Origin of the sequence: Streptomyces chryseus (assembly GCF_014650755.1) — a bacterium.
Lineage (GTDB): Bacteria > Actinomycetota > Actinomycetes > Streptomycetales > Streptomycetaceae > Streptomyces > Streptomyces chryseus.
Genome location: NZ_BMVO01000010.1, coordinates 12101 through 24308 on the forward strand (window position 1 = coordinate 12101; position 12208 = coordinate 24308).

11 protein-coding genes are annotated in these 12208 nt (G+C 73.9%); 7 read left to right on the plus strand and 4 right to left on the minus strand.

Annotated features, from left to right (window positions below):
- Positions 1-82 precede the first annotated feature (82 nt).
- The 4 genes from IE185_RS17020 to IE185_RS17035 are packed head-to-tail and all read left to right on the plus strand — an operon-like array spanning position 83 to position 5225.
- Positions 83-916 (plus strand): M55 family metallopeptidase, encoded by an 834-nt coding sequence (locus tag IE185_RS17020; RefSeq protein WP_138894880.1) that lies wholly within the window; start codon positions 83-85, stop codon positions 914-916.
- The gene (locus tag IE185_RS17025; RefSeq protein ID WP_138894881.1) at positions 909-2273 is read left to right on the plus strand and encodes a M20/M25/M40 family metallo-hydrolase; all 1365 of its coding nucleotides are present in this window, start codon (positions 909-911) and stop codon (positions 2271-2273) included. Before IE185_RS17020 ends, IE185_RS17025 begins: the two co-directional genes overlap by 8 nt.
- A gap of 28 nt (positions 2274-2301) precedes the next feature.
- Positions 2302-4293 (plus strand): dipeptidyl-peptidase 5, encoded by a 1992-nt coding sequence (locus IE185_RS17030; RefSeq protein ID WP_138894882.1) that lies wholly within the window; start codon positions 2302-2304, stop codon positions 4291-4293.
- Positions 4290-5225 (plus strand): S66 peptidase family protein, encoded by a 936-nt coding sequence (locus tag IE185_RS17035; protein WP_138894883.1) that lies wholly within the window; start codon positions 4290-4292, stop codon positions 5223-5225. Before IE185_RS17030 ends, IE185_RS17035 begins: the two co-directional genes overlap by 4 nt.
- A 22-nt stretch (positions 5226-5247) precedes the next feature.
- Here the strand turns inward: IE185_RS17035 and IE185_RS17040 are convergent, their stop codons facing one another.
- Positions 5248-5748, minus strand: coding sequence for a DinB family protein (locus tag IE185_RS17040; RefSeq protein ID WP_138894884.1), 501 nt, complete (start codon positions 5746-5748; stop codon positions 5248-5250).
- Between the two features lie 189 nt (positions 5749-5937).
- On the opposite strand from IE185_RS17040, the gene IE185_RS17045 reads away from it, so the two are divergent.
- Together IE185_RS17045 and IE185_RS17050 are read left to right on the plus strand one after the other, a co-directional pair.
- Entirely contained in the window at positions 5938-7746 is a 1809-nt protein-coding gene (locus tag IE185_RS17045) for a CocE/NonD family hydrolase (protein ID WP_138894885.1), read from the plus strand.
- An 81-nt stretch (positions 7747-7827) separates the two neighbouring features.
- Positions 7828-8370, plus strand: coding sequence for a GNAT family N-acetyltransferase (locus tag IE185_RS17050; protein ID WP_138894886.1), 543 nt, complete (start codon positions 7828-7830; stop codon positions 8368-8370).
- A 39-nt stretch (positions 8371-8409) separates the two neighbouring features.
- Here IE185_RS17050 and IE185_RS17055 read toward each other — a convergent pair whose 3' ends face one another.
- Positions 8410-8745 carry a DUF6204 family protein gene (locus tag IE185_RS17055; protein ID WP_138894887.1) on the minus strand — a complete coding sequence of 112 codons (336 nt, stop codon included), beginning with the start codon at positions 8743-8745 and terminating at the stop codon, positions 8410-8412.
- Between the two features lie 137 nt (positions 8746-8882).
- On the opposite strand from IE185_RS17055, the gene IE185_RS17060 reads away from it, so the two are divergent.
- Complete coding sequence (locus tag IE185_RS17060; RefSeq protein ID WP_189715440.1) at positions 8883-10856, plus strand: DUF5107 domain-containing protein; 1974 nt, start codon at positions 8883-8885, stop codon at positions 10854-10856.
- 7 nt (positions 10857-10863) lie between these two features.
- On the opposite strand, the gene IE185_RS17065 is transcribed toward IE185_RS17060, so the two are convergent.
- Together IE185_RS17065 and IE185_RS17070 are read right to left on the minus strand one after the other, a co-directional pair.
- Entirely contained in the window at positions 10864-11217 is a 354-nt protein-coding gene (locus IE185_RS17065) for a VOC family protein (RefSeq protein ID WP_138894834.1), read from the minus strand.
- Positions 11218-11266: 49 nt separating this feature from the next.
- On the minus strand, positions 11267-12076 hold the full coding sequence (locus tag IE185_RS17070; RefSeq protein WP_138894833.1) for a class I SAM-dependent methyltransferase: 810 nt from the start codon (positions 12074-12076) through the stop codon (positions 11267-11269).
- Positions 12077-12208 lie beyond the last annotated feature (132 nt).

Genomic DNA, 12208 nt, shown 5'->3' on the forward strand with positions numbered 1-12208 from the left:
GCGCGGGAGCCGCGGGGGCCGGGCCTCGCGTGGCGCCGGCAGACCTGGCCGGGGCGTACGGCGGCGCGTAACGTGATGCCGCATGAAGATCCTGATCAGCGCGGACATGGAGGGCGCGACCGGCGTCACCTGGCCGGCCGACGTACTGCCGGGGACTCCGCAGTGGGAGCGCTGCCGGTCCCTGTTCACGTCGGACGTCAACGCGGCCGTCCTCGGTTTCTTCGACGGGGGCGCCGACGAGGTGCTCATCAACGAGGCGCACTGGACCATGCGCAATCTGTTCCTGGAGCAGCTCGACGAGCGCGCCCAGATGCTCACAGGCCGGCACAAATCCCTCAGCATGGTCGAAGGCGTGCAGCACGGGGACGTGGACGGCATCGCGTTCGTCGGCTACCACACCGGCGCCGGCACCGAGGGCGTCCTGGCGCACACGTACCTGGCCAACTCCATCACCGGGGTGTGGGTGAACGGCGAGCGGGCCAGTGAGGGGCTGCTCAACTCCCACGTCGTCGCGGAGTACGGCGTGCCCGTGGTCCTTGTCACCGGCGACGACCTGACCTGCGAGGACGCGAAGGGGTACGCTCCCGGGGCGCGTAAGGTCGCGGTCAAGGACTACGTCTCGCGGTATGCCGCGGTGTGCCGTACCCCGGCCCGTACCGCGGCGGACATCAGGGCCGCCGCCAAGGAGGCGACGGCTCTGGCCGTGCGCCACGAGCCGGTGCGCGGCGGCTCGTTCACCGTGGAGCTGGAATTCGACGCGGAGCACCTTTCGGGTGTCGCCACCGTGGTACCGGGGGTGGAGGCGACCGGAGAACGGCGTGTCGCGTACACCAGCGCGACGATGTATGAGGGCATTCGTACTTTCAAGGCCGTTACGACGATCGTCTCGGCCGCGGTGGAGGAGCAGTATGGCTGACAAGCAGCCGATCGACGGGAGACCGGCCGACGGGGCCACGATCGACGCGCTCGCGCTCGACGAGGTGGTGGCATTCACGTCCGATCTCATCAGGATCGACACCACCAACCGCGGCGGCGGCGACTGCCGCGAGCGCCCGGCCGCCGAGTACGTCGCCGAGCGGCTGGCCGACGCCGGCCTGGCGCCGCTCCTGCTCGAACGCACCCCCGGACGGACCAACGTCGTCGCCAGGATCGCCGGCACCGACCCGTCCGCCGACGCGCTGCTGGTCCACGGTCACCTGGACGTCGTACCCGCCGAGCCCGCCGACTGGAGCGTGCACCCCTTCTCCGGCGAGGTCCGCGACGGCGTGGTCTGGGGCCGGGGCGCGATCGACATGAAGAACATGGACGCGATGGTCCTCGCCGTCGTACGGGCGTGGGCCCGCACCGGCACCCGGCCGCGCCGCGACATCGTGCTCGCCTTCACCGCCGACGAGGAGGCCAGCGCCGTCGACGGCTCGGGCTTCCTCGCCGCCGAACACGCCGAGCTCTTCGAAGGCTGTACGGAGGGCATCAGCGAATCCGGGGCCTACACCTTCCACGCCGGTCCCGGCATGGAGATCTACCCGATCGCGGCCGGCGAGCGGGGCACCGGCTGGCTCAAGCTGACCGGGGTCGGCACGGCCGGCCACGGCTCCAAGGTCAACCGGGACAACGCGGTCAGCAGGCTGGCCGCCGCCATCGCCCGGATCGGCGCGTACGAGTGGCCGGTGCGGCTCACGCCGACCGTCCGGGCCAGCCTCACCGAACTCGCCGCCCTGCACAAGCTCGACGCACCGGACTTCGAGTCGCCCGACTTCGACGTGGACGCGCTGCTCAACAAGCTGGGGCCCGCCGCCGCGCTGGTCGAGGCGACGGTACGGGGCAGCGCCAACCCGACGATGCTGGACGCCGGTTACAAGGTCAACGTCATCCCGGGGCGGGCGACCGCCTACGTCGACGGACGGTTCCTGCCCGGCGGCGAGGACGAGTTCCGCCGGACCCTGGACCGGCTCACCGGGGACGGCGTGGACTGGGAGTTCCACCACCGGGAGACCGCCCTGGAGGCGCCGACCGACTCGCCGACGTACGCGAAACTGCGTGCGGCGGTGGAGCACTTCGCACCGGGCGGGCACGTCGTGCCGTACTGCATGTCGGGCGGTACGGACGCCAAGCAGTTCTCGCGGCTGGGTATCACGGGCTACGGCTTCTCGCCGCTGAAGCTGCCGCCCGACTTCGACTACCAGGCGCTGTTCCACGGCGTGGACGAACGTGTACCGGTCGAGGCCCTCCACTTCGGCGTCCGCGTGCTCGATCATTACCTGAAGACCGCCTAGCAGCGACGAGCAGGGGGAGTTGGACGGCATGGTGCCCACAGGGACGTACGGAAGCTGGCCGTCGCCGATCGGCGCCGGGCTCGCCGCCTCGCACGACGGGCACCCCGAGTACGTCGGCGTGATCGGCGACGAGGTGTGGTGGACGGCGCCGCGCCCCACCGAGGGCGGACGGCGCGCGCTGATGCGTCGGCGGGCCGACGGCGGCGAGGAATCGGTGCTGCCCGCGCCCTGGAACGTGCGCAGCAGGGTCATCGAGTACGGCGGCCGCCCCTGGGCGGGTGCGCGGCGCCCGGAGGGCGGGCCGCTCGTCGTCTTCGTCCACTTCCCCGACCAGCGGCTCTACGCGTACGAACCGGACGTGCCCGGCGCCGGACCCCGCCCGCTCACCCCCCTGTCGGGGGTCGGCGCCGGGCTGCGCTGGGTCGACCCGCAGCTGTGGCCGGAGCGGGGCGCGGCGGGCGAGGTGTGGTGCGTGCTGGAGGAGTTCACCGGCGACGCGCCCACCGACGTACGGCGCGTCCTCGTCGCCGTACCGCTGGACGGATCGGCCGCCGACGACCGGACCGCCGTACGGGAGCTGTCCGACGGCGCGCACCGCTTCGTCACCGGGCCGCGGGTCTCGCCGGACGGCCGCCGGGCCGCCTGGATCGCCTGGGACCACCCCCGGATGCCCTGGGACGGCACCGAGGTGATCCTCGCGGACATCGCCGGGGACGGCGTGTTCCGGGAGCCGCGGTCGCTGCTGGGCGGGCCCGAGGAGGCGGTCGCCCAGATCGACTGGACCGCCGACGGACAGCTGCTGTTCTCCAGCGACCGCAGCGGGTGGTGGAACCTGTACCGCGCGGACCCGCACGGGGGGACGGTGGCGCTGTGCTCCCGGGACGAGGAGTTCGGCGGGCCGCTCTGGAAGATCGGCCTGCGCTGGTTCCACCCGCTGGACAACGGCCTGGTCGCCGTCATCCACGGCAGCGGGGCCACCGCTCTGGGGATACTCGACCCGGAGAGCTGCGAGGTCGTCGACGCGGCGGGCCCCTGGACCGAGTGGGCCCCCACGCTCGCCGTGCACGGCAGCCGGGTCGTCGGCGTGGCCGCCAGCCCGCGCAGCGCGTACGAGGTCATGGAACTCGACACCCGCACCGGGCGCACCCGCGTCATCGGCTCCGCGCACGACGACCCGGTCGACCCGTCCTTCTACCCCGAGCCGCAGATCCGCGTCTTCACCGGACCCGACGGCCGTGAGACGCACGCCCACATCTACCCGCCGCACAACCCCGGCCGCGTCGCGCCCGCCGACGAGCTGCCGCCGTACGTCGTGTGGGCGCACGGGGGGCCGACCGGGCGCGCCCCGCTCGTACTCGACCTGGAGATCGCCTACTTCACCTCGCGCGGCATCGGAGTCGCCGAGGTCAACTACGGCGGATCGGCCGGGTACGGGCGCGAGTACCGCAACCGGCTGCGCGAGCAGTGGGGCGTCGTGGACGTCGAGGACTGCGCCGCCGTCGCCGTCGCGCTCGCCGAGGAGGGCACCGCCGATCCGCGCCGGCTCGCGATCCGCGGCGGCAGCGCGGGCGGCTGGACCGCCGCCGCCTCGCTGGCCGCCACCGACGTGTACGCGTGCGGCACCGTCATGTACCCGATCCTCGACCTCACGGCCTGGGGGACGGGCGAGACCCACGACTTCGAGTCGCGGTACCTGGAGAGCCTCGTCGGGCCGCTCGCGGCCTGCGCCGACCGGTACCGCGACCGGTCGCCCGTGCGGCACGCCGACCGGATCACCGCGCCCTTCCTGCTGCTCCAGGGGCTCGACGACGTGATCTGTCCGCCCGCGCAGTGCGAACGGTTCCTGGAGCGCATGGCGGGGCGCGGCGTTCCGCACGCGTACCTCACCTTCGAGGGGGAGGGGCACGGCTTCCGCAGGGCGGAGACCCTGACCCGGGTGCTGGAGGCGGAACTCTCCCTGTACGCGCAGACGTTCGGCATCGAGCGCGGCGACGTACCGCGGCTGGAGCTGGCCACGTGAGTGTCGCGCCCCTGACCCGGCCCGCGCGGCTGCGGGCGGGGGCCCGGGTCGCCGTCGTGGCCCCCAGCGGGCCGGTCCCCGGGGAACGGCTGCAGGAGGGTCTGGGCATCCTGCGGGGCTGGGGGCTCGACCCGGTCGTGGGGCGCCATGTGCTGGACGTCCACCCGGAGTTCGGCTACCTCGCCGGTGCGGACGAGGCGCGGGCCCGGGACCTGGAGGAGGCCTGGTGCGACCCGTCGGTGGACGCGGTGATCTGCGCGCGCGGCGGGTACGGCGCCCAGCGCATGGTGGACCTGGTCGACTGGGCGGCGATGCGGGCCGCCGGGCCCAAGGTCTTCGTCGGGTACAGCGACATCACGGCGCTGCACGAGGCGTTCGCCGTACGGCTGGGCCTGGCCACCCTGCACGGGCCGATGGCCGCCGCTGTCTCCTTCCTCACGGACGCCCGCACCCAGGAGTCGCTGCGGGCCACGCTCTTCGAGCCCGAGTCCGCCATGACGCTGACCACGCGGACCGCGCGCGTACTGGTCCCCGGCCGGGCGCGCGGGGTGACGCTCGGCGGCTGCGTCAGCCTGCTCGCGGCCGGTCTCGGCACCCCGCACGCACGGGCCGGCGCGCGCGGCGGTCTGCTCCTCGTCGAGGACATCGGCGAGGAGGCGTACCGCCTGGACCGCATCCTCACCCAACTGCTGCGCTCCGGGTGGCTGGACGGCGTGGCGGGCGTCGCGCTCGGCTCGTGGGAGGACTGCGGCCCGTACGAGCAGGAGGTGCGGACGCTGCTGCGCGACCGCCTGGCCCCGCTGGGGGTGCCGGTCGTGGAGGAGCTGGGCTTCGGGCACTGCGCGGGTGCCCTGACCGTGCCGCTGGGCGTTCCCGCCGTACTGGACGCGGACGCCCGCGCCCTCACCCTCGACGTGCCCGCGCTGCGCTGAGACCGGCAGACCGGGCGGCCGGTCAGGCCGGCGGGTGGTCGCCGGTCGCGCCGTCGATGAGCTCGCGCAGGATGTCCATGTGGCCCGCGTGCCGCACGGTGTCCTCCAGCATGTGGATGAGCACCCAGCGCATCGACACCGTGTTCCCCGACCACGAGGTGCCCAGGGTGTCGAGGTCCAGTTCCGCGACGGCCCGGTCGGCGGCGGCCCGCGCGCGGCCGTAGAACGCCACGATGTCCGCGGTGGACTCGCCCTCGGCCACCACGATGTCCTCGCCCTTGAACGGGTCGAACCACAGCGGCTCGCTCTCGCGCCCGAACGTGGTGCAGAACCATCCGTACTCGACGCTCGCCAGGTGCTTCACCAGTCCGAGCAGGCTGGTCCCCGACGGGGTCATGGGGCGGCGCACCTGCGCGTCGTCGAGGCCGTCGAGCTTCCACAGCACGGCGTCACGGTGCCGGTCCAGGCTGACCTGGAGACTTTCCTTCTCGCCGCCGGTGAACGGCACACGCTTCGTCGTCATGTGCGGAACCTAACAGGGGGGTCTGACAACGCCCTTGCTCTCCGCCGCCCGCCCGGGGTCGTCCTTCGCACGGCTGACTGACCGTCAATCCGGGTCCGGGAACGGGTTGACAGTGGTATGACACGTGTCACAGCATGATCGGCGCCGCTGCTTACTCGTCGGTAAGGCGCCCTCAGTGTGGAGGTCCTCATGCCCCGTCGCCGTCGCCGCCTTCCCGGCCGCCGCCCCGCCTCCGCACCGCGCGGACCCCTCGTGTTCGCCCTCGGCGCCGCCCTCGCGGCGCCCCTCGCCCTCGCCGCCCCCGCGACCGCCGGGGAACCGGCGGGCTTCACCGTCACCCCGCTGAAGTTCACGGTCCGGGCGGGCGACCGGCACTGCGCCGTGGACGCCGACCTGTACCGCCCCGCCGGGGTCGACAAGGACCGCCCCGCGCCCGCGGTCCTCACCACGAACGGCTTCGGCGGCAGCAAGGCCGACGGCTCCACCGACGCCGTCGCCAAGGCCTTCGCGGCCCGTGGCTACGTCGCCCTCGCCTACTCCGGCCTCGGCTTCGGCGGGTCCGGCTGCCCCATCTCGCTCAACGACCCCGAGATCGACGGCAGGGCCGCGTCGGGCCTGATCGACTTCCTCGGCGGCACCCGCGCCGCCGACGACGGCACCCGCGCCGACTACGTCGCCAAGGACGGTCCCGGAGATCCGCGCGTCGGCATGATCGGCGGCTCCTACGGCGGCACGATCCAGCTCGCCACCGCCGCGAACGACCCCCGCCCGGACGCCCTGGTGCCCCTGATCACCTGGAACGACCTCGCCTACTCGCTCGACCCGAACAACGCGAACGACCCGGCCACCCCCGGCGCGTACAAGTACCAGTGGACGTCCGGCTTCTTCCTCATGGGCGAGGCACAGGGGCTGCTGAACCCCGGTCTCGACCTGTCCCGGATCGGTGGCGGCGGCTGCCTCCACTTCGTCGCCCGGGCCTGCGAGACCACCCGGCTCCTCGCCACCGGCAGCTATCCGGCCGAACGCACCGCCCGGATGCTGGCGTACGCGCGCGGCGTCTCCCCGGCCACCTACCTCCACAGGGTCAAGGCGCCCACCCTGATCGTCCAGGGCCAGGCCGACACGCTGTTCAACCTCAACGAGGCCGAGGCGACGTACAAGGCGCTCAAGGCGCAGGGCACCGAGACCCGCATGATCTGGCAGTCCTGGGGCCACAGCGGCGGCATGTCCGCCCCGGCGCCCGGCGAGCTCGACCTCGGGCGGGGCAATCTGGAGACGAGTTACGTCGGCCGGCGCGTCCTCGCCTGGTTCGACCGCCACCTGCACGGCAGGAAGGGCACGGACACCGGCCCCGCCTTCGCGTACTACCGCGACTGGCGCAGCGGCTACGGCACGGCCGCCGCGCCGCCCGCCCTCTCCCGGAAGCTCTACCTCTCCGGCGACGGCAAGCTCGTCGACAACCGCTCCAAGGTCGTGCGCGGCGCCCGCGAGTACCGCAACCGCCTGCTGGCCACCAGCCACTCCGAGAACTCGCTGGCCGGCCTCACCGGCCTGCCGGAGCGCGCGCCGAGCGACACCCCGGGCACCTACCTGGGCTGGTCGACCGGGCCGCTCAAGGCCCCCGTGGAGGTCGTCGGCGCGCCGAGGGCGACGCTCAGGGTCGTCTCCCCGGCGACCGAACGCGTGCAGGACTCCGGCGACGCCGCCGACCGGCTCGTCCTCTTCGCCAAGCTGTACGACGTCGCTCCCGACGGCACGAAGACGCTGGTGCACCGGCTGGTCGCGCCGGTCCGGGTGCCCGACGTGCGGCGCCCGTTCACGGTGTCGCTGCCCGGCATCGTGCACCGGTACGCGCAGGGGCACCGGCTGGAGTTCGTCGTCGCGGCGAGCGACGACGCGTACTACGGCAACCGCGGGATCAAGCCGGTGACCGTCACGAGCGCCCCCGGGGACACCGGCGTACTGGAGCTCCCCGTGGTCAGGGGCTCGCTCGGCTGAGGGCCCGCCGTGAGGCGCGCCCCGGGGCCGGTCGCCGCGTGCGGTGGCGCCGGCGGCCGGCTGCCGACGTAGCCTGGCCGCATGTCCGAGAGTGCCGTCCAGGGAGCCGAGGGGCCCCGCGTGGTCCTGCGCCGTTTCAGCCAGGCCGACGCCGAGGAGTTCACCGCGCGGGCGCGCGAGAGCAGGAGCCTGCACCACCCGTGGCTCTTCCCGCCGGAGCGGCCCGCGGCGTACGCTGCCTACGCTGCGCCGCTCATCGACAACCCGGCCCGGGTGGGCTACCTGGTGTGCGAGCGCTCCGACGGCGCCATCGCCGGCTTCATCAACATCAACAACATCGTCGGGGGCGGCTTCCTGTGCGGCGTCCTGGGCTACGGCGCGTTCGCGCACGCGGCCGGCCGGGGCCTGATGAGCGAGGGCCTCGATCTGGTCATGGAGCAGGCGTTCGGCCCCCTCGGCCTGCACCGGCTGGAGGCCAACATCCAGCCCGCGAACGAGGCGTCCCTCGCGCTCGTCCGCAGGGCCGGCTTCCGGCTGGAGGGCTACTCGCCCGACTTCGTGTACGTCGACGGCGCCTGGCGCGACCACGAGCGGTGGGCGGTCACCACGGAGATGCGGCCCTGATGGGAACCCGCCCGGCGTTCAGTCCCGTGGCCCGGCCGCTCAGCGGCCCTTGCGGTTGATCTTCATGGTGTCCTGGTCGGTCGCCGTGGACCGCAGGTCGCGGTAGCCGTGCCCCAGATCGTCCAGGGCCGTCCGCGCCATGTCCTCCGCGATCGCGGCCGCCATCTCCTCGCCGTCCGCCGCGTCGGACACCACCTCGAAGCGGTACGTGAAGTGCCGCAGTGCCGCGTCGTACGCCAGCGACCCCTCCGGGGTGAACTTCATCCGCGCCAGGCCGTGGTCGTCCGCGCCGGCGGCCAGCCGCGCCCTCGACTCGTCCGTCAGACCGTCCCAAGTCCCGCGCACGATCACCCGGTACGTGTGCTCCGTGGTCATGAGGTCCCTCCGCGCTCTGCTCTGTGTGCGACGTGGAGGTCCAGCGTAGGACCCCCTGGTCAGGGAGGCGCCCGGCATGTTCGGATGGTCGTCCGGGCGCCGGTGGACGGCGGTCCGTGTGAGGGAGTGAGGCTGCCTTGGCCACGACCGTGCGACGTGCCGTACTGACCCTGCCCGCCGCCCCTTTGGGGCCGGAGAATCCGCTGCCCGGACTCCGGCCGCTCGACGAGCAGCACGTCGTCGACGAGCGCACGCGCGCCGCGCTTCCGCGCGACATGGCCCGCCAGGTCGGCCACGCGCCGCTGCGCACGCTGCTGCCGGTGCGGGTCCTGGACGGATACGGGCGCGAGCGGGCGCCGGCGGACCTGGACACGATCGTCATCGAGAACGACCGGCTGCGGGCGACCGTGCTGCCGGGACTCGGGGGGCGCGTGCACTCGCTGTTCCACAAGCCGACCGGACGCGAACTCCTCTACCGCAACCCGGTCCTCCAGCCCGCCGACTTCGCCCTGAACGGCGCCTGGTTCTCCGGCGGCCTGGAGTGGAACATCGGCGCCACCGGACACACGACGCTGTCCTGCGCCCCGCTGCACGCCGCGATCGTGCCCGCCCCCGACGGCGGGGACATGGTCCGCCTCTGGGAGTGGGAGCGGCTGCGCGACCTGCCGTTCCAGGTGGACCTGTGGCTGCCGGCCGACTCCGACTTCCTGTACGTCGGCGTCCGCATACGCAATCCGCACGAACGGACCGTCCCCACCTACTGGTGGTCCAACATCGCGGTCCCCGAGGACGAACGGACCAGGGTGCTCGCCCCGGCGGACGAGGCGTGGCACTTCGGGTACGAACGCAGCCTGCGGCGCGTACCCGTGCCGGTCTCCGGCGGGGTGGACCGTACGTACCCGCTGCGCGGCGAGTACCCGGCCGACTACTTCTACGAAGTGGCCGAGGAGTCCCGCAAGTGGATCGCCTCGCTCGACGCCGAGGGCCGGGGCCTCGTCCAGACCTCCACCGACACGCTCAGCGGGCGCAAGCTCTTCCTGTGGGGCTCCGGGCGGGGCGGGCGGCGCTGGCAGCAGTGGCTGACCGAGCCCGGCACTCCGGGGTACGCCGAGATCCAGGCCGGTCTCGCCCGTACGCAGCTGGAGCACGTGCCGCTGGAGGCCGGGGCCGAGTTCAGCTGGCTGGAGGCGTACGGCCCGCTGGCCGCCGGCCCCGCGGCGGTGCACGGCGAGGACTGGACGGCGGCGCGCGCGGAGGCGGAGGCCCGGCTGGAGGAGGCGCTGCCCCGGGCGCGGGTGGACGCCGCGTACGAGGCGTGGCGGCCGTACGCCGACCACGAGCCGGGCGACCCGCTCGCCACCGGCTCCGGGTGGGGCGCGCTGGAGGTCCTGCGCGCCGGCTTCAAGCTTCCGGGCACGCCCTTCGGTGAGGAGACACTGGGCGAACAGCAGGAGCCGTGGCGGGAGTTGCTGCGCAGCGGCACGTTCCCGTCACCCGACGGGGCGGCCTCCCCGCCCGGTCCCTCCCTCGTCGCGCAGCACTGGCGGGACATGCTGGAGACGGCGCCGGCCGACCCCCTCACCGAGTACCACCTCGGGGTCGCCCAGTGGCACGCGGGTGACGTGGCGCAGGCGGTGCGCAGCTGGGAGCGCGGGCTGCAGGCGGCGTCCTCCCGGTGGCCGCTGCTGCGCTGCCTCGCGGTCGCCGACCTCGACGCGGGCAACGCGGGACGCGCCGCCGACCACTACGCCGAGGCGTTCGACGACCTGTGCCGGGAGCGGGGCGACGGCGAGGCGTGGAGTGCGGCGACAGCCGCGCTGGGGCGCGAGGCGATCGCCGCGCTGCTCGGGGCGGGGCGCGCCGGGGCGGCGCGCGCGGTCTGGGCGGAGCTGCCCGACGACCTGCGGGGGAGCGGGCGCTTCCGGCTCGTCGAGGCGCAACTCCTGGTCGCCGAGGGCGACAGGGCGGGCGCCCGCGCCCTCTTCGACGCCGGCTTCGAGGTGCCGGACCTGCGGGAGGGCGCGCAGGTGCTCGGCGAGGTGTGGGCGCGGGCCGGCGACGATCCGCTGCCCGACGCGTACGACTACCGGATGCGGCCCGCGGCGGAGTAGGGCGGGCTCAGGCGACCGGGCGCCGGTCGACGTACTCGAAGACCGAGCCGTCCGGGTGCGCGGCGATCAGGTTGCGGCCGACCGGGGTGGGGACGGGGCCCGCGACGATGCGGGCGCCGGCCCCGGCCAGGGCGGCGCCGGCCTCGTCCACGTCGTCGACGGCGATGGTCGCCGACACCTTGCGCAGGACTTCGAGTTCGGACTCGGGGCCGCTCATCAGGAGGAAGCAGCCGACCGCCGCCACGGACACCCCGCCGCGCTCGAAGCGCAGCGCGCGGCTTCCGGTGAGGCGTTCGTAGAAGCCCACCGTGGGCTCCAGGTCGTCGACGCAGATGCGCAGCGTGGTTCCGAGGATCTCCATACGTGCCAGCGTAGTTGCTCACGCCCACACCCGGCGGGGGTACGCCGGCTCACGCCCGGCACAGCACCTCACCGTGCGGCACCATGAACCACGCGTCCTCCCGCTCGCCCCACTCCCGCCACGCCCGCGCGATCGCCGTCAGGTCCTGGCGGGTCGCGTGGCCGCCGGTCACGGCCAGTTCGGCGTACCCGGACGCCGTCGTGCGCTCCGCCCACAGGCCGCTCCACCACGCCCGCTCCCGCGGTGTCGCGAAGCACCACACCCCCGCCGACGGCCGTACGTCGGTGAAGCCGGCCCGGCGCGTCCACGACAGGAGCCTGCGGCTGGCGTCCGGTTCGCCGCCGTTCGCCCGGGCCACCCGGCCGTACAGCCGCTGCCAGTCGTCCATCAGCGGCACCTGCGGGAACCACGTCATCGCGGCGTAGTCGCTGTCGCGCGCCGCGACGACGCCACCCGGGCGGCACACCCGGCGCATCTCGCGCAGCGCCCGCACCGGATCGCCGACGTGCTGGAGCACCTGGTGCGCGTGGACGACGTCGAAGGAGTCGTCGGGGAAGTCCAGCGCGTGGACGTCGGCCACCGCGAACTCCACGTTCTCCAGACCGCGTTCGGCCGCCGCTTCGCGGGCCCGCCCGAGCACCTCCCCGGCCGCGTCGACCGCCGTCACCCGGCCGGGGGCGACCAGCGCGGCAAGGTCCGCCGTGATGGTGCCGGGGCCGCAGCCCACGTCCAGGACGTCCAGTCCCGGCCGCAGATCGCCCAGGAGGTACGCCGCGGAGTTCGCGGCCGTGCGCCAACTGTGCGAGCGCAGCACCGACTCGTGGTGTCCGTGGGTGTAGACGGCGGTCTCCTCCGGCATGGGCGTACTCCTCCTCCGGGCGGCGTCCGGTACGGACGCGGTATGCCGTACGGTACGCCGTCGCGCCGCTATGTGAGACACGAATCTTGAGATATGAGACACGCGTGGGGTGCCGGGCGGGTACGCGAACGG

Coding starts and splice junctions, on each gene's coding strand:
- IE185_RS17065 (WP_138894834.1), bottom strand. CDS start 11,217: ATGGAGATCCTCGGAACCACGCTGCGCATCTGCGTCGACGACCTGGAG.
- IE185_RS17025 (WP_138894881.1), top strand. CDS start 909: ATGGCTGACAAGCAGCCGATCGACGGGAGACCGGCCGACGGGGCCACG.
- IE185_RS17020 (WP_138894880.1), top strand. CDS start 83: ATGAAGATCCTGATCAGCGCGGACATGGAGGGCGCGACCGGCGTCACC.
- IE185_RS17050 (WP_138894886.1), top strand. CDS start 7,828: ATGTCCGAGAGTGCCGTCCAGGGAGCCGAGGGGCCCCGCGTGGTCCTG.
- IE185_RS17030 (WP_138894882.1), top strand. CDS start 2,302: ATGGTGCCCACAGGGACGTACGGAAGCTGGCCGTCGCCGATCGGCGCC.
- IE185_RS17070 (WP_138894833.1), bottom strand. CDS start 12,076: ATGCCGGAGGAGACCGCCGTCTACACCCACGGACACCACGAGTCGGTG.
- IE185_RS17045 (WP_138894885.1), top strand. CDS start 5,938: ATGCCCCGTCGCCGTCGCCGCCTTCCCGGCCGCCGCCCCGCCTCCGCA.
- IE185_RS17040 (WP_138894884.1), bottom strand. CDS start 5,748: ATGACGACGAAGCGTGTGCCGTTCACCGGCGGCGAGAAGGAAAGTCTC.
- IE185_RS17055 (WP_138894887.1), bottom strand. CDS start 8,745: ATGACCACGGAGCACACGTACCGGGTGATCGTGCGCGGGACTTGGGAC.